The organism is Streptomyces sp. NPDC030814, from assembly GCF_055572155.1.
On record NZ_JBVIDX010000003.1, the window covers coordinates 551,205 to 576,769 of the forward strand.

At 71.3% G+C, this 25,565-nt stretch carries 23 protein-coding genes; 5 read left to right on the forward strand and 18 right to left on the reverse strand.

The window, feature by feature from the left end:
* The first annotated feature begins 64 nt into the window (after positions 1 to 64).
* The 3 genes from secG to pgi all read left to right on the forward strand — a co-directional run bounded on the left by secG (position 65) and on the right by pgi (position 2,721).
* Complete coding sequence (gene secG / locus ACZ43N_RS09280; RefSeq protein ID WP_055514354.1) at positions 65 to 295, forward strand: preprotein translocase subunit SecG; 231 nt, start codon at positions 65 to 67, stop codon at positions 293 to 295.
* 204 nt (positions 296 to 499) lie between these two features.
* Positions 500 to 835 carry an RNA polymerase-binding protein RbpA gene (locus tag ACZ43N_RS09285; protein WP_003957010.1) on the forward strand — a complete coding sequence of 112 codons (336 nt, stop codon included), beginning with the start codon at positions 500 to 502 and terminating at the stop codon, positions 833 to 835.
* Positions 836 to 1,065: 230 nt separating this feature from the next.
* Positions 1,066 to 2,721, forward strand: coding sequence for a glucose-6-phosphate isomerase (pgi, locus tag ACZ43N_RS09290; protein WP_468096163.1), 1,656 nt, complete (start codon positions 1,066 to 1,068; stop codon positions 2,719 to 2,721).
* A gap of 97 nt (positions 2,722 to 2,818) precedes the next feature.
* On the opposite strand, the gene fabG is transcribed toward pgi, so the two are convergent.
* Positions 2,819 to 3,535 carry a 3-oxoacyl-ACP reductase FabG gene (gene fabG / locus ACZ43N_RS09295; protein ID WP_468096165.1) on the reverse strand — a complete coding sequence of 239 codons (717 nt, stop codon included), beginning with the start codon at positions 3,533 to 3,535 and terminating at the stop codon, positions 2,819 to 2,821.
* 109 nt (positions 3,536 to 3,644) lie between these two features.
* Here fabG and ACZ43N_RS09300 point away from each other — a divergent pair, with 109 nt between their 5' ends.
* Positions 3,645 to 3,803 carry a hypothetical protein gene (locus tag ACZ43N_RS09300; protein WP_468096167.1) on the forward strand — a complete coding sequence of 53 codons (159 nt, stop codon included), beginning with the start codon at positions 3,645 to 3,647 and terminating at the stop codon, positions 3,801 to 3,803.
* Between the two features lie 252 nt (positions 3,804 to 4,055).
* On the opposite strand, the gene ACZ43N_RS09305 is transcribed toward ACZ43N_RS09300, so the two are convergent.
* From ACZ43N_RS09305 to ACZ43N_RS09360, 12 genes are all read right to left on the reverse strand, one after another.
* Positions 4,056 to 5,495 (reverse strand): nitrosuccinate lyase, encoded by a 1,440-nt coding sequence (locus ACZ43N_RS09305; RefSeq protein ID WP_468096169.1) that lies wholly within the window; start codon positions 5,493 to 5,495, stop codon positions 4,056 to 4,058.
* Positions 5,492 to 7,366 carry an FAD/NAD(P)-binding protein gene (locus tag ACZ43N_RS09310; protein WP_468096171.1) on the reverse strand — a complete coding sequence of 625 codons (1,875 nt, stop codon included), beginning with the start codon at positions 7,364 to 7,366 and terminating at the stop codon, positions 5,492 to 5,494. The genes ACZ43N_RS09305 and ACZ43N_RS09310 overlap by 4 nt, the downstream gene beginning before the upstream one ends.
* The gene (locus ACZ43N_RS09315) at positions 7,363 to 8,283 is read right to left on the reverse strand and encodes an NAD-dependent epimerase/dehydratase family protein (protein WP_468096173.1); all 921 of its coding nucleotides are present in this window, start codon (positions 8,281 to 8,283) and stop codon (positions 7,363 to 7,365) included. Before ACZ43N_RS09315 ends, ACZ43N_RS09310 begins: the two co-directional genes overlap by 4 nt.
* Before the next feature lie 3 nt (positions 8,284 to 8,286).
* The gene (locus tag ACZ43N_RS09320; RefSeq protein ID WP_468096175.1) at positions 8,287 to 8,841 is read right to left on the reverse strand and encodes a hypothetical protein; all 555 of its coding nucleotides are present in this window, start codon (positions 8,839 to 8,841) and stop codon (positions 8,287 to 8,289) included.
* Positions 8,838 to 10,523, reverse strand: a complete 1,686-nt coding sequence (locus tag ACZ43N_RS09325; protein WP_468096177.1) for a class I adenylate-forming enzyme family protein — start codon at positions 10,521 to 10,523, stop codon at positions 8,838 to 8,840. Before ACZ43N_RS09325 ends, ACZ43N_RS09320 begins: the two co-directional genes overlap by 4 nt.
* Entirely contained in the window at positions 10,510 to 11,346 is an 837-nt protein-coding gene (locus ACZ43N_RS09330) for a hypothetical protein (RefSeq protein WP_468096179.1), read from the reverse strand. The genes ACZ43N_RS09325 and ACZ43N_RS09330 overlap by 14 nt, the downstream gene beginning before the upstream one ends.
* Positions 11,343 to 12,530 (reverse strand): beta-ketoacyl-[acyl-carrier-protein] synthase family protein, encoded by a 1,188-nt coding sequence (locus ACZ43N_RS09335; RefSeq protein ID WP_468096181.1) that lies wholly within the window; start codon positions 12,528 to 12,530, stop codon positions 11,343 to 11,345. Before ACZ43N_RS09335 ends, ACZ43N_RS09330 begins: the two co-directional genes overlap by 4 nt.
* The gene (locus ACZ43N_RS09340) at positions 12,520 to 12,813 is read right to left on the reverse strand and encodes an acyl carrier protein (RefSeq protein WP_468096183.1); all 294 of its coding nucleotides are present in this window, start codon (positions 12,811 to 12,813) and stop codon (positions 12,520 to 12,522) included. The genes ACZ43N_RS09335 and ACZ43N_RS09340 overlap by 11 nt, the downstream gene beginning before the upstream one ends.
* Entirely contained in the window at positions 12,810 to 13,085 is a 276-nt protein-coding gene (locus ACZ43N_RS09345) for an acyl carrier protein (RefSeq protein WP_189783644.1), read from the reverse strand. Before ACZ43N_RS09345 ends, ACZ43N_RS09340 begins: the two co-directional genes overlap by 4 nt.
* 64 nt (positions 13,086 to 13,149) lie before the next feature.
* Positions 13,150 to 14,556: a class I adenylate-forming enzyme family protein gene (locus ACZ43N_RS09350; RefSeq protein ID WP_468096184.1), complete on the reverse strand. Its 1,407-nt coding sequence runs from the start codon at positions 14,554 to 14,556 to the stop codon at positions 13,150 to 13,152.
* A gap of 6 nt (positions 14,557 to 14,562) precedes the next feature.
* Positions 14,563 to 15,756 (reverse strand): 3-dehydroquinate synthase II family protein, encoded by a 1,194-nt coding sequence (locus tag ACZ43N_RS09355; RefSeq protein ID WP_468096186.1) that lies wholly within the window; start codon positions 15,754 to 15,756, stop codon positions 14,563 to 14,565.
* Positions 15,753 to 16,616: a 2-amino-3,7-dideoxy-D-threo-hept-6-ulosonate synthase gene (locus ACZ43N_RS09360; RefSeq protein ID WP_468096471.1), complete on the reverse strand. Its 864-nt coding sequence runs from the start codon at positions 16,614 to 16,616 to the stop codon at positions 15,753 to 15,755. The genes ACZ43N_RS09355 and ACZ43N_RS09360 overlap by 4 nt, the downstream gene beginning before the upstream one ends.
* Positions 16,617 to 17,095: 479 nt before the next feature.
* Here ACZ43N_RS09360 and ACZ43N_RS09365 point away from each other — a divergent pair, with 479 nt between their 5' ends.
* Positions 17,096 to 18,496, forward strand: coding sequence for an MFS transporter (locus ACZ43N_RS09365; RefSeq protein WP_468096187.1), 1,401 nt, complete (start codon positions 17,096 to 17,098; stop codon positions 18,494 to 18,496).
* Positions 18,497 to 18,644: 148 nt separating this feature from the next.
* On the opposite strand, the gene pgl is transcribed toward ACZ43N_RS09365, so the two are convergent.
* From pgl to tkt, 5 genes are read right to left on the reverse strand one after another with little or no spacing between them, the layout of a single operon-like run.
* Positions 18,645 to 19,427, reverse strand: coding sequence for a 6-phosphogluconolactonase (pgl, locus tag ACZ43N_RS09370; protein WP_468096189.1), 783 nt, complete (start codon positions 19,425 to 19,427; stop codon positions 18,645 to 18,647).
* Positions 19,424 to 20,623, reverse strand: a complete 1,200-nt coding sequence (opcA, locus tag ACZ43N_RS09375; protein ID WP_468096191.1) for a glucose-6-phosphate dehydrogenase assembly protein OpcA — start codon at positions 20,621 to 20,623, stop codon at positions 19,424 to 19,426. The genes pgl and opcA overlap by 4 nt, the downstream gene beginning before the upstream one ends.
* Positions 20,620 to 22,152, reverse strand: a complete 1,533-nt coding sequence (gene zwf, locus ACZ43N_RS09380) for a glucose-6-phosphate dehydrogenase (protein WP_468096472.1) — start codon at positions 22,150 to 22,152, stop codon at positions 20,620 to 20,622. Before zwf ends, opcA begins: the two co-directional genes overlap by 4 nt.
* The gene (gene tal / locus ACZ43N_RS09385) at positions 22,149 to 23,267 is read right to left on the reverse strand and encodes a transaldolase (protein WP_468096192.1); all 1,119 of its coding nucleotides are present in this window, start codon (positions 23,265 to 23,267) and stop codon (positions 22,149 to 22,151) included. Before tal ends, zwf begins: the two co-directional genes overlap by 4 nt.
* Before the next feature lie 33 nt (positions 23,268 to 23,300).
* Complete coding sequence (tkt, locus tag ACZ43N_RS09390) at positions 23,301 to 25,403, reverse strand: transketolase (protein WP_468096193.1); 2,103 nt, start codon at positions 25,401 to 25,403, stop codon at positions 23,301 to 23,303.
* Between the last annotated feature and the right edge of the window lie 162 nt (positions 25,404 to 25,565).

Consider the following 25,565-nt stretch of genomic DNA (forward strand, 5'->3'; position numbering starts at 1 on the left):
CATGGCTCAGCCGCCATGCCCCTGTCGTCCATCCAGATCCGAGGAAGTTGGTCCAGCCGTGGTTATGGGGTTCTCGATCGCCCTGATCGTCTTCAGCGGGTTGCTGATGCTGCTGGTGCTGATGCACAAGGGCAAGGGCGGCGGCCTCTCCGACATGTTCGGTGGCGGTATGCAGTCATCCGTCGGCGGCTCCTCGGTCGCCGAGCGCAACCTCGACCGGATCACCGTCGTGGTCGGTCTGCTGTGGTTCGCGTGCATTGTCGTACTCGGCATCCTGATGAAGGTCAACAACTGACCTGCGTCACGGACGCACCAATTCGCACGTAAAGCCCCATGCCGGGTACGCGACTTCGGGCGCGGCCTATCATGGGGCTTGCGTCTGGGGTGGGATGTAACTCCAATCACTGGACGCGCGTTGGGCCTTACGTAGACTGAGGCGCTCGCAGCGAAGCGAAACGCCGACTCGCTTCGCCGCACCATCACGCAGGGAGTTACGACCGTGGCAAGTGGCAACGCGATCCGAGGAAGCCGGGTCGGGGCGGGGCCGATGGGCGAAGCCGAGCGCGGCGAGTCCGCACCCCGGCTTCGCATCTCCTTCTGGTGCTCCAACGGACACGAGACCCAGCCGAGCTTCGCAAGCGACGCGCAGGTCCCCGACACCTGGGACTGCCCGCGCTGCGGCTTTCCCGCCGGACAGGACCGGGACAACCCGCCGGACCCACCGCGCACCGAGCCCTACAAGACGCACCTCGCCTATGTGCGGGAGCGACGCAGCGACGCGGACGGCGAGGCGATCCTCGCCGAGGCGCTCGCCAAACTGCGGGGCGAGATCTAGGAATTGAGGCCGGCCGGGCACCCCAGGGTGTCCGGCCGGACCTCTTCGCCGGACACCGCTTTCCTTCTCCAGTCCGTCGCCGCGCTGATACCGGAGCGCACGACCGACGTATCCGTTGTCGAGCCGGACGACGGCGAGACGACAGCTCCTGTTGCCTTGCCTCCATTAGGTTGGGACCGGCAGCGGGGCAAGGTACGCAGGACCAGTAGGAAAGAAGGCTGAAGTCCGAGATGAACGCAGAAAGCCGTACCAGGCTCGACCAGACGCCCGAGTGGACGGCGCTGGCCGAGCACCGGGAGCAACTGGGTCACGTGGAACTGCGGGAGCTGTTCGCGGCCGACCCCGGGCGCGGCACCGGGTACACGCTGGAGGTCGGCGATCTGCACGTCGACTACTCCAAGCACCTGGTCACCGACGAGACGCTGCGGCTGCTGCGGGAGCTGGCCGCCGCAACCGGTGTGTTCGAACTGCGGGACGCCATGTTCCGCGGCGAGAAGATCAACACCACCGAGGACCGTGCCGTCCTGCACACCGCGCTGCGCGCCCCGCGGGACGCGGTGGTCGAGGTCGACGGCGAGAACGTGGTGCCGGCCGTGCACGCCGTGCTGGACAGGATGACCGGCTTCGCCGAGCGGATCCGCTCCGGTGAGTGGACCGGCCACACCGGCCGCCGCATCAAGAACATCGTCAACGTCGGCATCGGCGGCTCCGACCTCGGCCCCGCCATGGCGTACGAGGTGCTCCGCTCCTACACCGACCGCGACCTGGTCGTCCGCTTCGTGTCGAACGTCGACGGGGCCGACCTGCACGAGGCCGTACGGGACCTGGACGCGGCGGAGACGCTGTTCGTCATCGCCTCGAAGACGTTCACCACGATCGAGACGATCACCAACGCGACCTCCGCCCGTGACTGGCTGCTGACCGAGCTGAAGGCGGGCCCCGAGGCCGTCGCCAAGCACTTCGTCGCGCTCTCGACCAACGCCGGGAAGGTGTCGGACTTCGGCATCGACACCGCCAACATGTTCGAGTTCTGGGACTGGGTCGGCGGACGCTACTCGTACGACTCGGCGATCGGCCTGTCGCTGATGATCGCGATCGGCCCGGACCGCTTCCGGGAGATGCTCGACGGCTTCCGGATCGTCGACGAGCACTTCCGCACCGCGCCCGCCGAGTCCAATGTGCCGCTGCTGCTGGGCCTGCTCGGCATCTGGTACGGCAACTTCCACGACGCCCAGTCCCACGCGGTCCTGCCGTACAGCCACTACCTGTCCAAGTTCACGGCGTACCTCCAGCAGCTGGACATGGAGTCCAACGGCAAGTACGTGGACCGGGGCGGCCGCGAGGTCGCATGGCAGACCGGGCCGGTGGTGTGGGGCACGCCGGGGACGAACGGGCAGCACGCCTACTACCAGCTGATCCACCAGGGCACGAAGCTGATCCCGGCTGACTTCATCGGCTTCGCCGAGCCGGTCGCCGAGCTCGGTGACCGGCTCCGGGCCCAGCACGATCTGCTGATGGCCAACTTCTTCGCCCAGACCCAGGCGCTGGCCTTCGGCAAGACGCCGGACGAGGTGCGGGCCGAGGGCGTGGCCGAGGAGCTGGTGCCGCACAAGACGTTCAAGGGCAATCACCCGACGACCACGATCCTGGCGAAGGAGCTGACCCCGTCGGTCCTCGGCCAGCTGATCGCGCTGTACGAGCACAAGGTGTTCGTCCAGGGCGCCGTCTGGAACATCGACTCCTTCGACCAGTGGGGCGTCGAGCTGGGCAAGGTCCTGGCCAAGCGGGTGGAGCCCGCCCTGACCGAGGGCGCCGAGGTGCCGGGGCTGGACGCGTCCACGCGGGCCCTGGTCGCCAAGTACCGGGAGCTGCGCGGCCGTCGGTAGTGGATCGGGTGGGGAGGGGGAGGCACTCCAAGCCCCTCCCCACCCTGCTCTCGGGTCCGCCGGGCTCAGCGCCCGGACCCGGCCGCGGTGACCGGCCTCAGTGCCCCAGGCCCGCGCCTCCGTCGACCGGGATCACGGCGCCGCGCACAGAGCCGGCGCCGGCCAGGAAGGCCACCGCGTCGGCGACCTCCTCGGGGTGGGCCGGTCGTCCGGCCGGGGTCTGCCGCAGCAGCTCTTTGCGCTGCTCCTCGGTGAGCGCGCGGGCCATGTCCGTCTCGATCAGGCCGGGCGCCACCACGTTGCAGGTGATGTCCCGGGGGCCGAGCTCCTGGGTCAGTGCCCGTGCGAAGCCGACCAGACCCGCCTTCGCCGCCGCGTAGTTGGTCTGTCCGGGGTGGCCGTGCAGTGCCGCCGTGGAGGAGATCAGCACGATACGGCCATGGCGTTCCCGGAGCATTCCGCGCACCGCACGCTGGGCGACGCGGAAGGCCCCGGTGAGGTTGGTGTCGATGACGGAGGTGAAGTCCGCCTCGCTCATCCGTACCAGTAGCCGGTCCTGGCTGGTGCCGGCGTTGGCGACCAGGACGGTGACCGGACCGTGGGCCGCCTCGGCCTCCTTGAAGGCCTGGTCCACCTGCTGACCGTCAGTGACATCGCACCGCACGGAAAGAAAGCCCTCGTCACTGGATGGTGCCTCACTGCGGTAGGTCACCGTGACCAGGTCCCCGGACGCCACGAAGCGGCGGGCTATGGCCAGCCCGATCCCCCTGTTTCCCCCGGTCACCAGCACCGAGCGGGGCGTTGCCTGGGTCATCGTGCCTTCCCTTCCTTTCCTGTCCTGTCGTGCCCTGTCGTGTTGTGTCGTCGGCGTCCGCCGGATCCGGTTCCTCTCCCGCAGGCGCCTGCGGCCACAGGACCCCGCGGTGCTTTCCGCGGACCCGTACGCGCGTCCCCACGACACGGACGGCGAGCGCGGCGAAGGCGAGGAGGACGATCCACAAGTGGGCTACGTACATGGCGTCGAGGAAGGCGCGGTGGGCGTCCTCCGCCAGTTGCGGCAGTCGCAGCGAACGAGCCAGTGAGCGTGCCGCCTCGGCCGGGCTCCGCGCGGGCGGCCCGAACCCCGGGGTGGACGCGCTGGAGATCCACTCCGGTTCGGCGGGGGCGCCGCCCAGGCCCCTGACCGGGTCGGCCAGGGGCGTGGCGGCGACATCGAGGACCGAGGTGTCCAGCCGGATCAGCATCTGGGCGCAGACCAGGACCAACGGCCCGGGGCCGGGACGGAGCGGACTCACCCGCTGTCCTGCTCACGTTGCTCACACCGCTCGCATCGCTCATCGGACGCCCGCGTCGTCTTCGTGGTGCCCGTATCCGCGCAGCGCCCGGTCGACCAGCGCGTCGGCCGCGCCCGTGTAGCGGGCCGGGTCGAGTAGCTCCGACAACTCGGCGGGGGTGAAACGGGCCGACAGTTCGGGGTGGCCGGACAGCACCTCTCCGATCGTCCGCCCCGTGTCGGCCGCCTCGATCGAGGCCGCGGTCAGCAGCTTCTTCGCCCGCGCCTTGCCGAGCACCGGGGCGAGGGCCACCGCCAGCCGCTCGGTGACGAGGGCGCCGCCGGTCAGTTCGAGGTTGGCCCGCATCCGGTCCGGGTGGACGCTCAGCCCCTCGGCGAGTTCGACGGCGGTGTGCGCGGCCCCGCCCGCCAGCCGCAGTGCCTCCCGCAGTGGCTGCCACTCGGCGTGCCACGCCCCGGCGGGCCGCTCGTCCTCGGCCAGCAGGCACTGGGCCAGGACGAGGGCATGGGCGGGGACCTGGCGGGCCGCCGCCACGATCAGCGTGGCGAGCGCAGGGTTCCGCTTCTGCGGCATGGCGGAGGAGGCTCCGCGCCCGGCGGCCGCCGGCTCGGACACCTCACCGATCTCGGTACGGGACAGCGTCTGCACATCGAGCGCGAACTTCCCGAGCGCTCCGGTGACCAGCTGGAGCACCGCCCCCAGCTCGGCGACCGGCGTACGCACGGTGTGCCAGGGCAGTACCGGCTCGGCCAGCCCCAGCGCCTTGGCGAACGGCCCCAGCAGCTCCACCCCGCCGCCGTCACAGGCCCCGCCGCCGCTCTCCGCGCGGTCGAGGGCCGCGTACTCGCGGTACGCGGCGAGCGTCCCGGCCGCTCCTCCGAGCTGGGCCGGGAGGGCGGACGCGACGGAGCGGACCCGGACCAGGGCGTCGGCGACCAGCCGCAGCCAGGCCGCCGCCTTCAGGCCGAAGGTGGTGGGCACCGCGTGCTGGGCCAGGGTGCGCCCGGCCAGGACGGTGTGGCGATGTGTGTCGGCCAGCGCGGCCAGGGCGGCGGCGGTGCGGTCCAGGTCGGCGGCGATCACGCCGAGCACCCGGCGGGCCACCAGCATGGCCGCCGAATCGAGAATGTCCTGACTGGTCGACCCCCGGTGCACGTACTCCGCCGCGGCCGGATCCTTCGCGGCGACCACCTCCATGAAGGCGCTCACCAGTGGCACGACGGGGTTGGCCGAGGCCCGCGCCGCGTGGGACAGGGCGACCAGGTCCAGCCGTTCCACATCGGCGACCGAGGAGATCGCCTCCACCGCGGCGGCCGGCGTCAGCCCGACCGCGTGCTGGGCGCGGGCGAGCGCCACCTCGGCGTCGAGCATGGCCTGCAGCCAGGCCTCGTCGGTCACCGCGGCCGCCGCGGGCGTACCGGCCCAGGACGGGGCGAGCAGGCCCGCGTCGGTGCCCACTGACATCCCGCTCACTCTCATCGACTCCCTCCCAGCGCCGCCCGCGCGATCGCGTCCGAGTCCTCCAGCGTCACCGAGCCGACACCCGGCCTGATGCCGACCGCCGTCACCCAGCGCACGCCCTCCGCCGGTACCCCGAAGGCGAACCGGCGAGGGTGCGCTCGGCCCGTCGCGTCCACCAACCGGGGCGGACCGTCGGTCACAGCCAGCCCGCCCGGCTCGTAACCGTCCAGCCGGTACGGGACGCACCCTCCCGAGGCGAGCAGCCCCCGCAGCAGCGGACTGGTACTGCGCGGCAGATCGACGGCGGGCAGCCGGGCCTCGACCAGTGCGTCGACCCGCACCGGGGGGTCGTTCACCAGTTCCGCGTCCACGAGGAATCCCCCCGCCCGCGCCGAGGGCCGTACCCGCATCCCGGGGCCCAGCACATGCACGACGTCCGCCTCGATCAGCGCGATCAGCTGCTCGATGCGGAAGGCGGGCGGCCCGATGGAGGTGAAGGCGTTCAACGGGGTGTACCAGTGGTCGAGCTCGGCACGGTAGGACCCCCCGGTGACGCCGCCGTGGTCGACGACCAGCCGGATCTCGTTGCGCAGGTCCCGCAGGGCGTCCAGAGCCGCCTTCAGCGGGCCGTTCACATTGCCCAGCCGCGCCTCGGCGACATCCCGCCGCAGATACTCCAGCAGCCAGTGCCGGAACTCGTCCCGGTCGGCGAAGTCCCGCTCACCGTAAGGCCGTTCGATGCGTTGCCAGTCCCACCGCTCGGCCGGCGGCACGGCGTACCGGTCGAGCAGGTCCGCCTCGGGGACGCGGCCGGCGAGACACGACCGTACGAACTCCTCGGCGGCCACGGGGCCTTGGGCAGCCCGGATCCAGGCCTCGTAGTACACCGTCCGGACCTCGCGGTCGATCAGAGGCCAGAGGTCGCGGCGAAAGCCGATCGGTCGTCGCCGCAGTCGGGCGATGACCTGCGGGGTCAGGAACCGTGGCTCGTGGCGGCCGAGCGCACCCTTCTCGTTCTCACCGCGGGCGTGGTACGGCACACCGCGCCGCGAACCGGCGTACAGCACCGGCTCGTTGCCGCTCGGCAGGTACACGAGACCGGTCTGGCCCTCCTTGAACGTGCCGCCGCGCCCCTCGGTGAGCAGCGCCAGGCAGTCGAAGAAGTTCAGACCCAGCCCGCGCAACGCGACCGGGGTGCCCGGCGCGATCCCGCTCAGGTCGGCATCGGCCGGGTTGGCGGGTGCCACGTGGACCAGGCCGTGCCGGTCGGCGAAGGAGCGCAGCTCGTCCTCCGCCGGGCTCGGCGTCAGGGCGCCGTGACCGAGGGCCAGCACGACCGCGTCCAGCCCGGTCAGGGGGGCACCCTCCGCCAGTGTCACCGTCTGCAGGCCGTCGGTGGGGTCGTCGTCGAGTGCGATCGCGGTCGTCCGGTGCGTGCGGACGGTGATCCGCGGCGGGGCGGTGTCCAGGAGGCGCCGGAAGACCCACTCCAGGTAGTGGCCGTGGAAGGCGCGCGTCGGGTAGGTGTCCGGGCCGACCCGCCCCGCCTCCTCCAGGACCCACGCGGGGAAACCGCCGGCGCCCTCCCCGGCGCGGATCATGCGCGCCCACGCGTACAGGCTGGGCCCCGGCACCGACGGTCCCGCGCAGTCCACGCTGTCGTCGGTGAACAGGGTCACCTGGGAGGCGACCGTGTTCATCAGCAGCTCGGTGGGCTGGTCGGTACGCCACACCGCGCCCGCGCCGGGCGGGTACGGGTCGACGAGGTGGACCACGACCCGCCGCCCGGCGACCTCCTCGGCATTGGCAAGGATCCGCTCCAGCACCGAGAGGCCGCGCGGGCCGGCGCCGATCACACAGAGGTTGAGAGCGTCACCGGAATCGGTCATTCCTGGCCCAGCCCGTCACGCCAGCTCGGTCTCGTCGGCTTCCAGCCCAGTGCCGCGCGGGCCCGGTCGTTGGCCGCGCCGTGGGCGGAGGTGAGCTGGTGGGCCATGAACCAGCCGAGCAGCCGGGGCGCGAGCGCCGCCGGAACCGTACGGGGCGAGGGACCGGCCAGCACACGGGCGAGATGCGGCAGCCACTGCGCCGCCGGGGCCGGGTCGTCGTCCGTCACATGGAACACCCCGGCGGCGTCCGACTCGACGGCGGCCACGGCCGCCCCCACGGCGTCCTCCACATGCAGGAACGACATGATCCCGGCTCCGCCGCCGGCCAGCGGGAGCCGCCCGGCCGCCACGTACTGCGCTGTCGCGCCGGTACGGGCGTACGCGGTGTGCGGGCCGTACAGCGTGCCGTACCGCAGGACCACGCCCGCGAGGTCGCTGCTCGTGACCAGCCGCTCCAGTTCGGCGACGGCCCGTACGGTCGAGGCCCAGCCGGGGTCGGGGGCGTCGACGTACAGCGGCGCGTCCTCGTCGAGGACCGGCTCCCCGGCCGGGGCGGCGGCGAACGCGATGGACTGGGCGACCAGCCGCCGCGCACCGGCCGCCCGGGCCGCCTCGATCAGGTGGGCGGTGCCCTCGGTGCGCAGCCGCGCGGTACGGGCGAACGCCTCGGGCGGGTCGTCGCGCAGCAGCCGCAGCGCCGACATCTGGTGGACGACCACCTCGGGACGGGCGGCCGACACCGCCGACAGCAGGGCCTCACGATCGAGGGCGTCGGCGACCACCACCTCGTCGGCCTCGGGCGCCCGCCCCTGCGCCCCCTGACGCACCAGCGCGCTCACCTCGTGGCCCCGAGCCCTGAGCGCACCCACCAGCGGACGCCCGACCACTCCGGTGGCCCCGGCGACAAGTACGCGCAACGTTCAGCCCTCCCCGCCACCGGCCGCCGGCAGGGCGACCCGCATCAGCAGTCGGCACTCCTTGTCGCCGTCCCGCAGACAGCTCTCGGCCCGGTTCTCCGTCAGCTTCACGCCGAGACCCTCCGACCAGCCCGCGTGGATGTCGGTGCACGGGCACCGATAGCCCTCCAGGGAACCGGCCATCCGGACCATCGTGATCGCGAAGTTCCGCTTCAGGGTGAGCACGATCAGGTCGTCGTCCTCGACCTCGGTGGCGGCGTTGCGCAGCTCCGGGGGGAACATCCGGTCGCCGCAGTCGTCGTACCGGCGGCGCAGCTCCTCCAGGTCCTTGCGGCCGTCACCGGTGTCGGGCAGCGGCCCGGCCCGGCGGCCCACCCGCTGCCCCACATGCAGGGCGACCTTGCGCAGCGCCTCGGCGTTGATCTCGTTCGCCACGTCCTGCCCGAACCGCGCGGCCACGCCCTGGTACCAGTTGGCGTCGTGCTGCCACCACAGGCGGTACGCCTCACTCGCCCGGGCACGGTGGTTGACGGCGTCGGCGTCGGTGTTCGTGCTCATACGTGGTGCTCCTTGGCGGCGACGACAGCGGCCGCGTCGGCGGTGAACCGGTCGCGCATCACTCGTTTGAGAACCTTGCCGGTGGCGCCCTTGGCGACGTCTTCGGGCTTCATCCGCAGGGCCCGGGTCACCGGGGGGAAACCGGCTTTCCTCAGCGCGGAGTTGACCCGCTCGGTCCACCCCGCGTCGCCGTCGCCGCTCTCGTCGTCCGCGAGCTGGAGCAGCACGTACGCGTCGGCCACCCCGTCGCCGTCCCAGTCCGCCCGTACACCGTCGGGGGCGACCCCGACGACCGTGCAGTCGGCGAGTCCGCTCAGCTCGGCCAGGAGCAACTCCTCGGTACGGGTGCTGAAGACGATGCCGGCGCGGGTGCGGATGGCGTCCGGGGCCCGGTCGAGGTGGTAGAAGTTCCCGTCCTCGTCCTGATGGGCGAGGTCGCCGGTGAGCCAGTAGCCGCCGAGCCGCATGCGGTTCCAGGTCAGCGAGTCGTTCCAGTAACCCGGCGTGAGGGTGGGCGACTTGAGGCCCAGGCGGCCGATCTCGCCGGGCGGCAGCGGGGTGCCGTCCTCCGCGAGCACGGCGGCCTCGGCGAAGCTGATCGGCTTGCCGACACACCGCGAGTACGCCGAGGTGTCCTTGGTGTGCCGGTTGTGGAAGACGGAGTAGCCCGCCTCGGACGAACCGAGCCCGTCCACGAAGACCGAGCCCGCGACACGCGTCCGGCTGAGGTCCCGGCGGATCTCGATGCGGCTCCCGTGCTGGACCAGCGCCCGGATGTGCGCTTCGTGCGCCGCGTCCCCGGTGTTGAACCACACCTGCACGCTGGACAGGTCACGGGCGCTCAAGTCCTCGGCCGCCATCTCGCCGAAGGTCCCGGAGAAGGCCAGCACGGTCGTCGGCCGGAACTCCTCGATGCCGTCCAGCACATCGGTGCCGCGCTGGCTGGAGAGCAGCTTGATGTCGGTGCGCAGCAGCAGGCAGTACAGCAGCGTCGCCACCATCGCGTTGTGCGCGCCCGGCAGCCCGACCAGCGTGCGCTCCATGTCGGTGCCGGTGGAGTAGCGCAGCCGGTGCAACTGCGCGTACATCAGCGTCCGATGGGTGTGCGGCACCCCTTTCGGCATGCCGGTGGTGCCGGAGGAGTGGGAGATGAGCACCGGGTCGGTGGGATCGTGCCGGTACGGGTACGACGCCGGGAGTGACGTGCGGTGCTCGGGCCGGATGTCGCCGGCGGTCACACAGAAGCCGAGCTCCGAGCCCTCCAGCACATCGTGGTGCGGCGCGTCCGTGAAGGCGCCCACCGCGCCCTGCCGCCGTACGTACTCACGGGCGATCTCGGGGGAGAGGTTGCCGTTGACGAACGACGGGATGGCGCCGAGGGAGGTCAGCGCCAGGAAGTTCAGGGCGAACTCGGTGCTGGAGTAGGAGTGGATGGCGACGGGGTCGCGGGGCCGGACACCGTGCGCCGCGTACCAGCCCGCGTACGTCTCCACCACCTCGTACAACTGCCCGAGCGTCAGCACCTCGGGGTGGCCGCCGTCCGGCGCCCGCCAGGTGCCGTCGGTGCGCAGGGCGGGCTCGTCGAGCGCGCGGCCGTACGCCTTGAGGCGGGCCAGGACGTTGCCGGCGCCGAGTTCGGTGTCGGAGCAGATCCGCGCCCGCTCCTGCCTACTGATGAGCATGGGTGTCGGTCTCGTTTCTTTCGGGGAGCGCGTTCGTGGGGGGTTGCGGGTCGGCGGTCAGGACGAAGGCAGGGGCCACCGTGAGCCGGTCGCCTGCCTCCAGCAGCCGCCGGTGGGCGGCGACCAGGTCGAACAGGCCCTGAACGCTGCCGGGGTGCCCGGCTCCGTCGGCTTGGGGAGGCGCCTCGTCCGGTGCGACCGTCACCGGGGTGTCGGCTCCGGGGCGGCCGAGCAGTACCGCCGCGGCCAGGCCCGCCGACTCGGGAAGAGCCGGGACCAGGCGGTCGGTGCTCGCGACCAGCTCCCGGTACGCGGCGGCCAGCCGTGCGCTGCCGCCCAGCTCCACGCCCACCACCAGGACCCGGTCCAGCTCGGGGTCCTCGAGCAGCAGGTCCGCCATCGCCAGCAACTCGGTCAACGGGTCGCCGAGGGTGGAGAGGCTGAACATCTGCCCCGTGATCCCGAACTCCCGACTCGTGTGCCCGAGGACGGAGTTGGCGGTGGCCTGCATGAACAGCAGCGGGTTGTGCACCCGGCCGGAGACCACCCGCCGGCTCGCCAGGTCCGCGGTGGTGGTGTCGCCCATCAGGCTCGCCAGCGCCACGGCCGTACGGGAGCCGTCCCCCGGGCACTTGGTCAGACACCGCGAGGCCACCTCGTACACCAGCGGACTGAACGCCGACTCCACGAAACCGGGCAGCCTCGGCAGCGCGATGTCGCCGTCGGCGCCGGTACCGTGGGTGGCGGTGGTGGCGGTGAGGATGCCGAGGGGGGAGCGAAGAGCCGCCTTCCGGGCCGACAGGGTCTTTCCGGTCGTGGTCACGGCCGCTCCAGGACGAGTGCGGTGTTGGCGCCCCCGAAGGCGGCGTTGATGGTGAGGGCCCGTCGGAGGTCGGCCCGGCGGGGATCGTTCGGCACGTAGTCCAGGTCGCACTCCGGATCCGGCGTGGTGAAGCCTGCGGTCGGCGGGAGTACGCCGTCCATGAGGGCCAGCATCGTGATCACGAACTCCACGACGCCCGCCGCCTCCAGCAGATGTCCGGTGGTGCTCTTGGTGGAGCTGACCGGTATCGCCTCGGCCCGCTCGGGGAAGGCGGCCCGCAGCCCCCGGGTCTCGGCACCGTCGTTGTACCTGGTGCCGGTGCCGTGGGCGTTGACATAGCCGAGGGTCGCCCCGTCCGGATCACCGGCGAGCCGCAGCGCCTGCCGTGCCGCGCGGGTCAGGCCGACGCCCTCCGGATGCGGCTGGGCGATGTGGTGCGCGTCCGTGGCCGCGCCCCAGCCGACGATGCTCGTCAGCGCCCGGGCACCGCGTCGCCGGGCGTGCTCGGCGGACTCCAGTACGACGGCCGCGACCCCGTCGCCGAGCAGCAGCCCGCTGCGGTCGGCACTGAACGGCCGCACCATGCCGTCCTTGGACAGCGCCCGCCCGGAGTCGAACTTGCCGAACGTCTCCTCCTCCACCAGATAGCCGCCGGCGCAGACCGCCACGTCGATGCGGCCGGAGGAGATCAGCCGACAGGCGTGGATGATCGCGGCGGCGGAGGCGACACAGGCGTTGGTGAAGGTCAGCCGGGGCCCGGTCAGCCCCAGCCCCCCGGCCAGCAACTCGGCGAGCCGCGCGGGCACGGCGTCCGCCAGCCGGTCCACCGCCCCTTCCGGCACGCCTCCCCCGGATTCGGCGGCCTTCCGCCAGTACCGAGTGATGCTCGTGCAGTCACCGGCGATACCCAGCAGCACCGCTGTCTCCGAGCCCCGGGGCAGATCCGCCATGTCGAGAGCGTCCGCCCCGCACTCGGCGAGCGCGTGCCGCAGGGCCCAGTCCTCGACGGCGTCGGGACCGTCCGGGGCGACACCGGCCATCGGCGTACGGTACGGGCCGGTGTCGAACCTGGTGGTGGGGGCGAACGAGGGGACACCCGCGAATACCCCCCGCCGCAGGGCTTCGGCACCCGTGCCGAACGCGGTGCGCACGCCGAACCCGGTCACCGTCACCTCACCGGTCAACGGGCTCACCTCCCTGCGCGGCCTCCGGCTGGGCGGCGCTCAGGAACTCGGTGAGCCGACGGAGTGAGGTGAGCTGCGCGATGTCGTCGTCGCCGGGCTCCACGACCAGGCCGTACCGCTCTTCCACCACATGCAGCAGCCAGACCAACCCGAGGGAGTCCAGGACCAGTTCGGCGTCCTCGCCGAGGTCGTCGGGCACACCGGGGAAGATCTTGCGGTCCGACAGCAGCTCCCGGACGGTGTCGGTCGTGATGACGGCCGGCGCGGAGGCTTCCGCGCTCATGCCTTGGCACCACGTCGAACGACCTCGGCGACCAGCCCGCCGAGGGTCAGGGAGGCCAGCGGCTCGATGTCGGTGTCCGGTATCTCCACCCCGAACCGCGACTCCAGCCGCAGCGTGAGCTCGATCAGCGACAGCGAGTCCACTTCCAGCCCGCCGACGGTCACCGGACTGTCGTCCGTGATGCCGTCGCGGCTGGTCAGGATGTTCATCTCGTCGATGACGGCGTTGAGAACGAACTCACGGATCTCGTCTTCCAGGGTTGACGTACTCATGATCAAGTCTCCAGTAACTGTTTTCAGCGAGGGCCGAGTCGAGCGCTCTCGCAAGGGGGGCGGGTCACCCGGTGGAACAGGCGCGCAGCGTCGTCGCCTGGCGTACGAGCTTCCCGTTCGACGTACGAGGCAAGGCGTCCAACAGCCGAACCACCCGGGGCAGCTTGTAATCGGCCAACCGCTCCCGGCACCAGCGCAGCAACTCCTCGGCGGAAGGGGCAGGTTCGACCCCGCCGGTCAGCGCCACATACGCCTCGGTCACGCCCTCGTGGACGAGCACCGCCTGCTCGACCGCCGGATGCTCGCGCAGCACCTGCTCGACCTCGGTGAGGTCGACCTTGAGGCCGCCGATCACGACGAGGGAGTCGGCCCGGCCCCGCACGGTGACGGTGCCGTCGACGTCCACGGTGGCCCGGTCCCTGGTGCGCAGCCAGCCGTCCGCGTACTGGCTGCCGCCCGAGTCGTAGAGGTACGGCGACTCGGCCAGCGCCACGTCCAATTCGCCGTCGCGGTCCCGTACGACGACACCGGGCGCGGCAGGACCGATGGCCGGCCGGGGCAGTGTGCCGCTCGCGTCCATGGCGACCACACCGGTCTCGGTGGTGCCGTACGACTCGCCGACCGGCACGCCGTACGTCTCGGTGAAGCGGGCGGCGACCTCCGGGGGCATCAGCTCACCGCCCGACACGGCGACCCGCAGATCGGGCAGGGCGGGGGGATTCATGGCGGCGGCGAGCAGCTCGTAGTGCATCGGCACCCCGAACAGGGCGGTGATCCGGTGTTCCACCGCGGTCCGCAGGAGGTCCCGGGCGCTGACCCGGGGCGCGAAGACCACGCAGACACCGGCCGCGAGTGAGTGCAGCAGCCCGGCGATCAGACCGAAGCTGTGGGCGGTCGAGCTGAGCAGCAGCAGCCGGTCGCCCTCGCCCGGCATACCGGGGATCGCGGCGAACCGCTCCACCTCCTCGGCCAGCGACCGGGCCGTCCTGCCGATCACCTTAGGCCGCCCGGTGGACCCCGAGCTGAACTGGACCAGCCGGTGCCCGGTGGCGGCGGGGCGCCCGCCCCTGAGCACCTCGGTGGTGACCTCGTACTCGGGCCGGAAACCGAACGCCGCCCGGACGTTCGTACCGGCCCCGACCATGAACTGCGGGCGGCAGACGGCTAAGAGCGCCTCCACCTCGGCCGGCTTCAGCCGGAAGTCGAACAGCAGCACCTGCGCGCCCAGCCGCCACAGCGCGAGCAGCACCTCGACCTGGGTGAAGCTGGGCGGGGTCCTCAGGCCCACGGTGCTGCCGGCCCCGATGCCGTACCCGGCGAACACAGCGGCCTGCTTGGCCACCCGTTCCCGCAGTTCGCCCCGGGTGACCGTCTCCTGCTGGTGCGTCAGATAGGGAAGCCCGTCGTCCCGGGCGTCGAACAGCCGCTCGACGAGGGGGCCCATCCCGTCGTCATCCACGAGCTGAACCATGAGGTCTCAGACCTCCTTGCAGAACTCGCCGATGGGCAGGCCCACATGGCGCTTGTCCTGGGCCAGATAGCCGAGCAGCTCGTCGCCGGTCTGCAGTTCGGTGACGTTGAGGACCTTGCCGCCCGGGCCGAGCACCCGTACGTGCCAGTCGTCCTGCACCGTCAGGCTGACCAGCCGCCCGTCCTCGGCGTGGGTGCGGATCTCGAGGAGCGGCCGCGACTCCAGTTTTGCCCGCCCGACCACCACGCGCCGGGTACGGCCGTCGGCGCCGACCGCCAGCAGCGCGCTGCCGGAGCCGACCTCGCTGAGGTAGTTGGTCCGGTTGCCGGGGCCCAACGTGTAGGAGTGCAGGGCGCCGGCGTTGACCCGGAACGGCCTGATCGGCATGTACGGCAGCGGGTGGGTCTCGCTGCAGCAGAGCACGAACCCGGAGGAGTACGAGCCGACGAGGATGCCCTCGTCCTCCTCGAAGTGCGAGCAGGTGTCCACACAGACCCGGTCGCCGAGCCCGACATGCCGGATGCTCTCCACGGTCAGGGTCGAAAGCTCCAGCTGGGGCGTGGTCGCCTCCAGCAGCCGGGCCAGTGCGAAGACGTCGTCGGCGCTCCGGGGCGTGAACAGGATGCCGTCGGAGCCGCGTTCGAGGACGTCGAAGACGATGGCCGCCTCTTCCAGGTCACCGACGACGGTCACCAGCTTGCCCTCGGCGGATTCGGCCGCCGCGAGAACGATCTCCAGCGGGATCTTGGTCGGGTCCGCGAAGTGGATCACCGTGTACGGCAACGCCATCGCGCCCGCGCAGGACAGCTGGAGCGTCCGGTCGTCACGCACGTCGACGAAGCCGGCTGCCGGGGTGCCGCTCGTGGCGCGGTTCTGCGCGGAGAGTGCGTCCAGCTCGTCCTGGGTGGTGAACTTCCTCAGCAGGACGTCGACTCCGTTGCCGGACTTGGCCTCCTTGGAGCTCGCGGAGTCCTTCGCCTCGCTGTCGCCCTTGTCGGAGGCCTTGTCGCCCGCTCTCTTCGCGGGCGCCGCGGCCGGCCCTCCCGAGACCAGCACCCGGGTGACGGTCGGTGGCAGCGTCCCGAGCAACTCGGCGTCGGCGGAGACGACCCCGGACATCCGGGCGTGGACGGCCGCGTCCACGACCGCCTGGAGCTGCGGACGGGGGACTTCACGGAGATCGATCCACGCGAACCTCATGCGACACCTGCCACGATCGTTGAGTAATGGGTATGGGGGGTGTTCGGAGTGCCGGGGGCACCTGGGGCATGGGAGGCCATGCCGATGTCGTCAGCTCCCCGGCCGCCGGCATGGACGACCTCGGCGAGCCGGGACACGAGAGCGGCGGGGGAGGGGGACGAGAAGATCCGGCGGCCGACGGCCAGCCCCCGGCAGCCGGCGGCCATCACGGCGGTGCCGTACTCGATGAGGTCGGATCCGTCCGCAGGCCCGCCCGCGGCAAGGACGGGGATGGGACTGTGGGCCACCACCTCGGCCATCCGGTCGAGCGGCAGGGCCACGGAGGTCTTCACCATGTCGGCGCCCAGGTCGGCCGCGACGTTCACGACGTGCGCGAGCAGGGCCGGGTCGTGCGGGTTCTCGATGCGGGGCCCGCGCGGGTAGACCATGGCGATCAGCGGCATGCCCCAGGTGTCGCAGGAGCGCGCCACCGCACCCAGATCGGCCAGTTGCCGTCCCTCGGTGTCCGAGCCGATGTTCACATGGACGCTGACCGCGTCCGCGCCGAGGGCCACCGCCTCCTCGACATCGCCGACCAGCACCTTCGCGTCGACATCGGCGGAGCACGCCGTACTGGCGCTCAGATGCACCACCAGCGCGCAGCTCCTGAGGATGTCCGGCGAAAGACTTCGGACCCGCCCTTTGTGGACGATGATTCCATCGGCGCCGCCGGCCACGAGTGCGCGCAAGAGCTCTTCCCATTGACCCGGAGCAGCGACCGGGCCGTCCGAAACACTGTGGTCGAGAGGGATGAGCAGGTGTCGGTCGTCGCCGACGAGGGAAAGTCTCCTCAGGCGCAATGGTTTACCAGTTTTCAGCATGGGTGAAGGGCCTTTCTCCATGGCCGAAAAGGATGGTCGTAGAACTTTCAAATTCTTCCCGCGCCAGCATTCCGTGCGTGATCGGCGGTTGGCAAGGCGTGACCGTCGATAAATTTATATGCGATGGCCGGTATGTTTATTGACAGCGGATTGACAGTAAGTGCAGGCTTGACGCTTTCGCTGAGTGGTGTTCGTGCGTTGTTATGCGGCAAGTGGTGAGGTGGCGGGTGTCGTACGCTCTGGGTGGTTTTCGGGGATGTGTCCCCACCCATAGCGGCATCACATACTTTATTGTCGTGTGCTGAGTAAAAGGGCGCTTATTCTTTCGGTGCGGATTCCGGCGGGAGGCTCGGATTCCTTGTTAGAATCGAATTCCGGGGCTTAGGCTGGCAGTCGCACTCCGGTTCGTGTTACATGCGTGGCCGTCCCCCTCTGGGCCCGGACCATTCGTGTCCGGGCGTACCGGAAGTGAGCCCCCCATGCCCGAATCCCCCGCGAAGACCGCCCCCCAGGCCGTGGGCGCCGGACGGGTCTCCTTACCGTCCGCGCCGGAGCGGTCGACGGCGCCGAAGGTCGCCGTCGCGAGCCTCATCGGCACCACGATCGAGTACTACGACTTCGCCGTGTACGGCACCGCCTCCGCGCTCGTCCTCGGCCCCGCCTTCTTCCCCTCGGGCAACGCCACGGTCTCCTCCCTGGCCGCGTTCCTCACCTTCGCCGCGGCCTTCCTCTCCCGCCCCCTCGGCGTCGTCCTCTTCGGCACGATCGGCGACCGGCTGGGCCGGCGGAACGCCCTGGTCGCCTCGCTGCTGCTGATGGGCGTCGCGACGGTCGGCATGGGCCTGCTGCCCACCTATGAGACCGCCGGACTCCTCGCACCCGTCCTCCTCGTGACGCTCCGTCTGCTGCAGGGCGTCAGCATGGGCGGCGAGTGGGGCGGAGCGGTCCTCCTCGCCGCCGAGCACGCCCCGCCCGGCCGCCGCGCGCTGTACGCGGCCGTGCCGAACGTGGGCCCCTCCCTCGGCTTCCTGCTCTCCAGCGCCGTCATCGTCCCCACGCTGGACATCGTCGGCCGGGACGGTTTCGCCGACTGGGCCTGGCGGGTTCCGTTCCTGCTCAGCGCCGTGCTCGTGGTGGTGGGGCTGTGGGTACGGACGACTGTCGCCGAGTCGCCGGTGTTCGAGGCGGAGGCCGGAGATGGCAGCCGGACACCGGCCTGGGCCGAGGCGGAGGACCGGCCCGCCGAGGCGGCACCGTCCCCGGCGTCCCGCTTCCCGCTCGGCACGCTCATCGTGCGGCACCCCGGCCGGCTGCTGCTCGGCACCGGGGCGGCGCTCGGCGGCTCGGCGGTCTACTACCTCACGATCGTCTACAGCCTGTCCTACGGCCCCAAGGCGCTCGGCATCCCGCAGAACACGATGCTGACAGCGGCGAGTGTCGGGGCGGCGGCCGGGGTCGCGATCACCCTGCCCGTCGCGCGGCTCGCCGACCGGGTCGGGCGGCGGCCGGTCCTGCTGACGGGCGCGGCCGGGTGCGTCCTGTGGGCGGTCCCCATGTACGCCTCGCTCAGCTCGGGGAACGCGCTGCTCATCACCGGCGCGTACTCGGTGGGGCTGATGCTGCTCGCGTTGATGTTCTCGCCGATGGCGGCGTTCCTCGCGGAGCTGTTCCCGGCGCGGCTGCGGCACACCGGGGCGTCGGCGGCGTTCGTCCTCGCCAACACACTCGGGGGCGGGTTCGCGCCGCTCGTCGCGACATGGCTGAACAGCCAGTGGTCGTCGCCGCTGGTGCTCGGTTTCTACACCGGCGGGTTGTGCCTGGTCAGCCTTGCGTGCCTGGCGGCCCTGCCGGAGACCAGGGAGGGGGACTTCTCGGTGTGACGGGGCCTGCCGAGGGCGCCTGACCGCTCGGGGCCGCCTGTGCGCCGCCGGCCGAGGGTGGTTCGTGGTTGCTCGCGCAGGTCCCCGCGCCCCCGCTGGGGGACGCGGGGAACCGCGCGACAAGCCATCACTCAGCCGAGCGTGTCCCTCAGGGAGACGCCGGTGGGTACAGCGAGCGGGGAAGCTCGGACGCCGCCGCCGCGTCCAGGAGCCACAGCGTGCGTGACCTCCCGTACGCGCCCGCGACCGGCGCCTGGATCTCGCCCGCGCCGGACAGGCCGATCGCCGCGGCCCGCGCCTTGTCCTCGCCTGCCGCCAGCAACCACACCTCCCGCGCCGCCCGGATCGCCGGCAACGTCAGGGTGACCCGGGTGGGCGGGGGCTTCGGAGCCCCGCGCACCCCGACCACCGTCCGCTCGGTCTCCCGCACGGCCGGCAGCTCCGGGAACAGGGACGCGACATGCGTGTCCGGGCCGACGCCCAGCATCAGCACGTCGAACCTCGGCGCCGGGCCATGGTTCTCCGGCCCGGCCGCCCGCGCCAGCTCCTCCGCGTACGCGGCGGCCGCCGAGTCCACATCGGCGCCCCACGGTCCGTCCGACGCGGGCATCGCGTGCACCCGCTTCGGGTCGAGCGGCACCGAGTCCAGCAGCGCCTCCCTGGCCTGGGTGACGTTCCGCTCGGGGTCGCCCTCGGGCAGGAACCGCTCGTCGCCCCACCACAGGTCCAGTCGGCCCCAGTCGACGGCGTCCCGCGCGGGTGCCGCCGCCAGCGCGGCGAGCAGGCCGTTGCCGTTGCGGCCACCGGTGAGGACCACCGAGGCGTAGCCGCGCGAGGCCTGCGCGTCGACGACCTTGGTGATCAGCCGGGCGGCCGCCGCCTGCGCCATCAGCTCCTTGTCGCGGTGCACGACGAGCTGCGGAGTGCTCACTGCGAGGCCGCCTTCTTCACCGGCGGCATCTGGGCGGGCGTCGGCCGCTCGCCCTCGTCGTCACCGGCAGCCGGCAACGCGGGCAGGGCCACCGAGGCCGGGGCCGAAGCGGAAGTGGTTGCCGAACCCGAAGCCTGCGCCACCGACGCCGAGGCACTCTCGGAAGCCGACGCCGACGCACCGGTTCCGGCCGAAGCCGCGCTCCCGGCCGACGCCTGGGCCGCCCCGGTCTCGGACGTCGTCGCCCCGACCGGCAGCCCGCTGCCCGCGGAGCCGCCCAGCCGGTCCACCCCGAACCGCAGTGCCGAGGCGTAGGTGTCGTCGGGGTCCAGCCGGCGCAGTTCCTCCGCCAGCAGTTCGGACGTCTCGCGGCGCTTCAGCGCCACCGCCCGGTCCGGCTGGTCCTCCAGCGTCAGCAGGGCGAGGCCGCCGGAGGGCCGGTACAGCCGGATGGGACCGGTGCTGGTCAGCATCCGCACCTCGGTCAGACCGGGGCCCGCCGACACCCCGCGCCGCACATGGACGTGCAGCCGGTCCGCGAGCCACATCGCCAGCAGCTCCACGCTCGGGTTGTACTGCTCGCCCTGCACCTCCGCGGAGATGACCTCGCAGTCCACCTGGTCGAGCGCGGCCGCCAGCATGGAACGCCACGGGGTGATCCGCGTCCACGCCAGATCCGTGTCGCCGGGCTCGTAGTTGTCGGCGCGGGCCCGCAGCTCGTCGATCGGCTTCTCGGCGGAGTAGCTGTCGGTGACCCGCCGCTGGGCGAGCGCGCCCAGCGGATCACGGGCCGGGTCGAGCGGCGCGGTGACCGGCCACCACACCACGACCGGCGCGTCCGGCAGCAGCAGCGGCAGCACCACCGACTGGGCGTGGTCCGCGACCTCGCCGTACAGCCGGAGGACGACCGTCTCGCCGGCGCCCGCGTCCGCGCCCACCCGCACCTCGGCGTCGAGGCGGGACTTCGTACGGTCCCGGGGGCCGCGCGAGACACGCTTGATGACCACGAGCGTGCGCGAGGGGTGCTCGCGGGACGCGTCGTTCGCGGCCTTCAGCGCGTCGTATGCGTTCTCCTCGTCCGTGACGATCACCAGCGTGAGCACCATGCCGACGGCCGGGGTGCCGATCGCGCGGCGGGCCTTGACGAGCGCCTTGTTGATCTTGCTGGCCGTGGTGTCCGTGAGGTCTGTCTTCATGGCCGGCGCCAGCTCCGTCCGTCTCGTTCGAGCATCTCGTCCGCCTCGACGGGGCCCCAGGTACCGGCCTGGTACTGGGCGGGCCTGCCGTGCTTGTCCCAGTACTCCTCGATCGGGTCGAGGATCTTCCAGGACAGCTCGACCTCCTCGGTGCGCGGGAAGAGGTTCGAGTCACCGAGGAGGACGTCGAGGATGAGCCGCTCGTACGCCTCAGGACTGGACTCCGTGAAGGACTCGCCGTACGCGAAGTCCATCGACACGTCCCGGATCTCCATCGAGGTGCCGGGCACCTTGGAGCCGAAGCGGACGGTGACGCCCTCGTCGGGCTGGACGCGGATGACGATCGCGTTCTGGCCGAGTTCCTCGGTGGCGGTGGAGTCGAAGGGGGAGTGGGGCGCCCGCTGGAAGACCACGGCGATCTCGGTCACCCGGCGGCCGAGGCGCTTGCCCGTCCGCAGATAGAAGGGCACGCCGGCCCACCGGCGGTTGTCGATCTCCACCTTGATCGCCGCGTAGGTGTCGGTCTTCGACTTGCGGTCGATGCCGTCCTCTTCGAGGTAACCGATGACCTTCTCGCCGCCCTGCCAGCCGGCCGCGTACTGCGCGAACACGGTGTCCCGGCCGAGGTCCCTCGGCAGTCGCACCGCGCCGAGGACCTTGGTCTTCTCGGCGGCGAGCGCGTCCGCGTCGAAGGAGGCGGGCTCCTCCATCGCGGTCAGCGCCATCAGCTGCAGGAGGTGGTTCTGGATGACGTCACGGGCGGCGCCGATGCCGTCGTAGTAGCCGGCGCGGCCGCCGATGCCGATGTCCTCGGCCATGGTGATCTGCACATGGTCCACGAAGGACCGGTTCCAGATCGGCTCGAACATCGTGTTGGCGAAGCGGAGCGCCAGGATGTTCTGGACGGTCTCCTTGCCCAGGTAGTGGTCGATGCGGAAGACCTGGTCCGGGGCGAAGACCTCGTGGACGACCTTGTTGAGCTCCTCGGCCGACTTCAGGTCGTGGCCGAAGGGCTTCTCGATGACCGCGCGCCGCCAGGAACCGCTCGACTGGTCGGCCAGCCCGTGCTTCTTCAGCTGCTGGATCACGACCGGGAACGCGGACGGCGGTACGGAGAGGTAGAAGGCGAAGTTGCCGCCAGTGCCCTGCGCCTTGTCCAGTTCCTGGATGGTGTCGCGCAGCCGCTCGAACGACACGTCGTCGTCGAAGGTGCCCTGGACGAACCGCATGCCCTGGATGAGCTGCTGCCAGACCTCCTCGCGGAAGGGGGTGCGGGCGTGTTCCTTGACCGCGTCGTGGACCTCCTGCGCGAAGTCCTCGTGCGCCCACTCGCGGCGGGCGAAACCGACGAGCGAGAAGCCCGGCGGCAGCAGTCCGCGGTTGGCGAGGTCGTACACGGCAGGCATCAGCTTCTTGCGTGACAAGTCGCCTGTGACACCGAAGATGACCAGGCCCGACGGCCCCGCGATACGCGGGAGCCGTCGGTCCGCGGCGTCACGCAGCGGATTGCTGCTCGACAAGGTTTTCAGCCCTCCGAGGGTGCGAGGCGCGTCAGCTCCGCCTCGGTCGACTTGAGCAGGTCGTTCCAGGACGCCTCGAACTTCTCGACGCCCTCGTCCTCCAGCAGCTGGACGACCTCGTCGTACGAGATGCCGAGCTTCTCGACCGCGTCCAGCTCGGCACGGGCCTGCTCGTACGTCCCGGCGACCGCGTCACCGCGGATCTCACCGCTCTCGGCGGTGGCCTCCAGGGTGGCCTCCGGCATGGTGTTCACCGTGTTCGGCGCCACCAGCTCGTCGACGTACAGGGTGGGCTTGTACGCCGGGTCCTTCACACCTGTCGACGCCCACAGCGGACGCTGCTTGTTCGCGCCCGCGCTCTCCAGGGCCGCCCAGCGCTCGCCGCTGAAGACCTCCTCGTACGCCTGGTAGGCGAGGCGCGCGTTGGCGACACCGGCCTTGCCGCGCGCGGCCTTGGCCTCGGGCGTGCCCAGGGCGTCCAGGCGCTTGTCGATCTCGGTGTCCACGCGGGACACGAAGAACGACGCCACCGAGTGGATCTTCGACAGGTCGAGGCCGCGCTCCTTGGCCTTCTCCAGACCGGCCAGGTAGGCGTCCATCACCTGGCGGTAGCGCTCCAGCGAGAAGATCAGCGTGACGTTGACGCTGATACCGAGGCCGATGACCTCGGTGATGGCCGGCAGGCCGCCCATCGTCGCCGGGATCTTGATCAGGGTGTTGGGGCGGTCCACCAGCCAGGCGAGCTGCTTGGCCTCGGCGACCGTCGCCTTGGTGTTGTGCGCGAGGCGCGGGTCGACCTCGATGGACACCCGGCCGTCCTGGCCGTCGGTCGCGTCGAAGACCGGGCGCAGGATGTCGGCGGCGTCACGGACGTCCGCCGTCGTGATCATGCGGATGGCCTCCTCGACGGTCACCTTGCGGGCCGCGAGGTCCGACAGCTGCTGGTCGTAGCCGTCACCCTGGGAGATCGCCTTCTGGAAGATCGAAGGGTTGGTGGTGACGCCCACGACGTGCTGCTGGTCGATCAGCTCGGCGAGGTTGCCGGACGTGATGCGCTTGCGCGACAGGTCGTCCAGCCAGATCGCCACGCCTTCCTCGGAGAGGCGCTTGAGTGCGTCTGTCATGGAATTACATCTCCTACGTGTCGTATGTGAGCGTCAGCGCTGGGCGGCCGCGAGCGATTCCTGCGCGGCGGCGGCCACGTTCTCCGCGGTGAAGCCGAACTCCCGGAAGAGCACCTTGCCGTCGGCCGAAGCGCCGAAGTGCTCCAGCGAGACGATGCGGCCGGCGTCACCGACGTACCGGTGCCAGGTCAGACCGATCCCGGCCTCGACGGCGACACGTGCCTTGACGGACGGCGGCAGGACGCTGTCCCGGTACCCCTGGTCCTGCTCCTCGAACCACTCGACGGAGGGCATCGACACCACCCGGGTCGGCACGCCCTGCGCCTGCAGCTGCTCACGGGCCTCCACGGCGATGTGCACCTCGGAGCCGGTCGCGATCAGAATGACCTGGGCGTCGGTGTTCTGCCCTTCAGGCCCTTCGGCCTCGAAGAGCACGTAACCGCCCTTGGCCGCACCCTCGTTGGGCTCGTACGTCGGTACGCCCTGGCGGGTCAGCGCGAGGCCGTGCGGGGCGCCCTTGCCCCACTCCTTCGTCCAGCGCTTGAGGATCTCGCGCCAGGCGATCGCCGTCTCGTTGGCGTCGGCCGGGCGGACGATGTTGAGGCCCGGGATGGCGCGCAGCGAGGCCAGGTGCTCGACCGGCTGGTGCGTCGGGCCGTCCTCGCCGAGACCGATGGAGTCGTGCGTCCACACGTAGGTCACCGGCAGGTGCATCAGGGCCGACAGCCGGACCGCGTTGCGCATGTAGTCGGAGAACACGAGGAACGTGCCGCCGAAGATGCGCGTGTTGCCGTGCAGCGCGATGCCGTTCATCTCGGCGGCCATGGCGTGCTCGCGGATACCGAAGTGGATGGTGCGGCCGTACGGGTTCGCCTCGGACAGCGGGTTGTCCGCCGGGAGGAACGACGACGTCTTGTCGATCGTGGTGTTGTTGGAGCCCGCGAGGTCGGCGGAGCCGCCCCACAGCTCGGGGATCACCGCGCCGAGCGCCTGCAGCACCTTGCCGGACGCGGCACGGGTGGCGACACCCTTGCCCGCCTCGAACACCGGCAGGTGCGACTCCCAGCCCTCGGGCAGCTCCCCGGCCGCGACGCGGTCGTACTCGCCGGCGCGCTCGGGGTTGTTGTCCCGCCACTGCTGGAAGGACTTCTCCCACACGGCACGGGCCGCCTGGCCACGGTCGCCCAGGGCACGCGTGTGTGCGATGACCTCGTCGGAGACCTCGAAGTCCTTCTCCGGGTCGAAGCCCAGGACCCGCTTGGTGGCCGCGACCTCGTCCGAGCCGAGCGCCGAGCCGTGCGCGGCCTCGGTGTTCTGCGCGTTCGGCGCGGGCCAGGCGATGATGGAGCGCATCGCGATGAACGACGGCTTGTCCGTGACGGCCTTCGCGGCCTCGATCGCCTCGAACAGCGCGGCCGGGTCGAGGTCGCCGTTCTCCTTCGGCTCCACCCGCTGCACATGCCAGCCGTACGCCTCGTACCTCTTGACCGTGTCCTCGGAGACGGCCGTCTCGGTGTCGCCCTCGATCGAGATGTGGTTGTCGTCCCACAGCATGATCAGGTTGCCGAGCTTCTGGTGGCCGGCCAGCGACGACGCCTCGGCGGAGATGCCTTCCTGGAGGCACCCGTCACCGGCGATCACGAAGATGTGGTGGTCGAACGGAGACTCGCCGACGGCGGCCTCCGGGTCGAACAGGCCACGCTCGTAGCGGGCGGCCATGGCCATGCCCACGGCGTTGGCGACACCCTGGCCGAGCGGCCCGGTCGTCGTCTCCACGCCCTTGGTGTGCCCGTACTCGGGGTGACCCGGCGTCTTCGAGCCCCAGGTGCGGAAGGACTCCAGGTCCTCCAGCTCCAGACCGAAGCCGCCCAGGTACAGCTGGATGTAGAGGGTCAGGGAGGAGTGGCCGGCGGACAGGACGAACCGGTCACGGCCCACCCAGTCGGGGTCGGCGGGGTCGTGGCGCATCACCTTCTGGAAGAGGGTGTACGCGGCGGGCGCGAGGCTCATCGCCGTACCCGGATGGCCGTTGCCGACCTTCTGTACGGCGTCGGCGGCCAGGACGCGGGCGGTGTCGACGGCCCGCTGGTCCAACTCGGTCCACGCGAGGTCTGTAGTGGTCGGCTTGGTGCTCACCCTGGGTCAGGGCTCCTCTCACATGTCCGGTGCCGGCGTTCTCGGGGCGCCGGCCGCAGTCGAGCCTACCCCCGTAACAACGCGCATTTTTTCGAGTCATTCCAGACTGCCGGGACCGTCCCGGATACGCCTCCCGACCGGCCGTTCCGCATGGTGAGACCA

Coding starts and splice junctions, on each gene's coding strand:
- pgi (WP_468096163.1), top strand. CDS start 1,066: ATGAACGCAGAAAGCCGTACCAGGCTCGACCAGACGCCCGAGTGGACG.
- ACZ43N_RS09325 (WP_468096177.1), bottom strand. CDS start 10,523: ATGCTCATCAGTAGGCAGGAGCGGGCGCGGATCTGCTCCGACACCGAA.
- fabG (WP_468096165.1), bottom strand. CDS start 3,535: ATGACCCAGGCAACGCCCCGCTCGGTGCTGGTGACCGGGGGAAACAGG.
- ACZ43N_RS09355 (WP_468096186.1), bottom strand. CDS start 15,756: ATGAGGTTCGCGTGGATCGATCTCCGTGAAGTCCCCCGTCCGCAGCTC.
- ACZ43N_RS09320 (WP_468096175.1), bottom strand. CDS start 8,841: ATGAGCACGAACACCGACGCCGACGCCGTCAACCACCGTGCCCGGGCG.
- opcA (WP_468096191.1), bottom strand. CDS start 20,623: ATGAAGACAGACCTCACGGACACCACGGCCAGCAAGATCAACAAGGCG.
- tal (WP_468096192.1), bottom strand. CDS start 23,267: ATGACAGACGCACTCAAGCGCCTCTCCGAGGAAGGCGTGGCGATCTGG.
- ACZ43N_RS09310 (WP_468096171.1), bottom strand. CDS start 7,366: ATGACCGATTCCGGTGACGCTCTCAACCTCTGTGTGATCGGCGCCGGC.
- ACZ43N_RS09365 (WP_468096187.1), top strand. CDS start 17,096: ATGCCCGAATCCCCCGCGAAGACCGCCCCCCAGGCCGTGGGCGCCGGA.
- ACZ43N_RS09345 (WP_189783644.1), bottom strand. CDS start 13,085: ATGAGTACGTCAACCCTGGAAGACGAGATCCGTGAGTTCGTTCTCAAC.
- ACZ43N_RS09350 (WP_468096184.1), bottom strand. CDS start 14,556: ATGGTTCAGCTCGTGGATGACGACGGGATGGGCCCCCTCGTCGAGCGG.
- ACZ43N_RS09340 (WP_468096183.1), bottom strand. CDS start 12,813: ATGAGCGCGGAAGCCTCCGCGCCGGCCGTCATCACGACCGACACCGTC.
- ACZ43N_RS09360 (WP_468096471.1), bottom strand. CDS start 16,616: ATGCTGAAAACTGGTAAACCATTGCGCCTGAGGAGACTTTCCCTCGTC.
- ACZ43N_RS09305 (WP_468096169.1), bottom strand. CDS start 5,495: ATGAGAGTGAGCGGGATGTCAGTGGGCACCGACGCGGGCCTGCTCGCC.
- secG (WP_055514354.1), top strand. CDS start 65: ATGGGGTTCTCGATCGCCCTGATCGTCTTCAGCGGGTTGCTGATGCTG.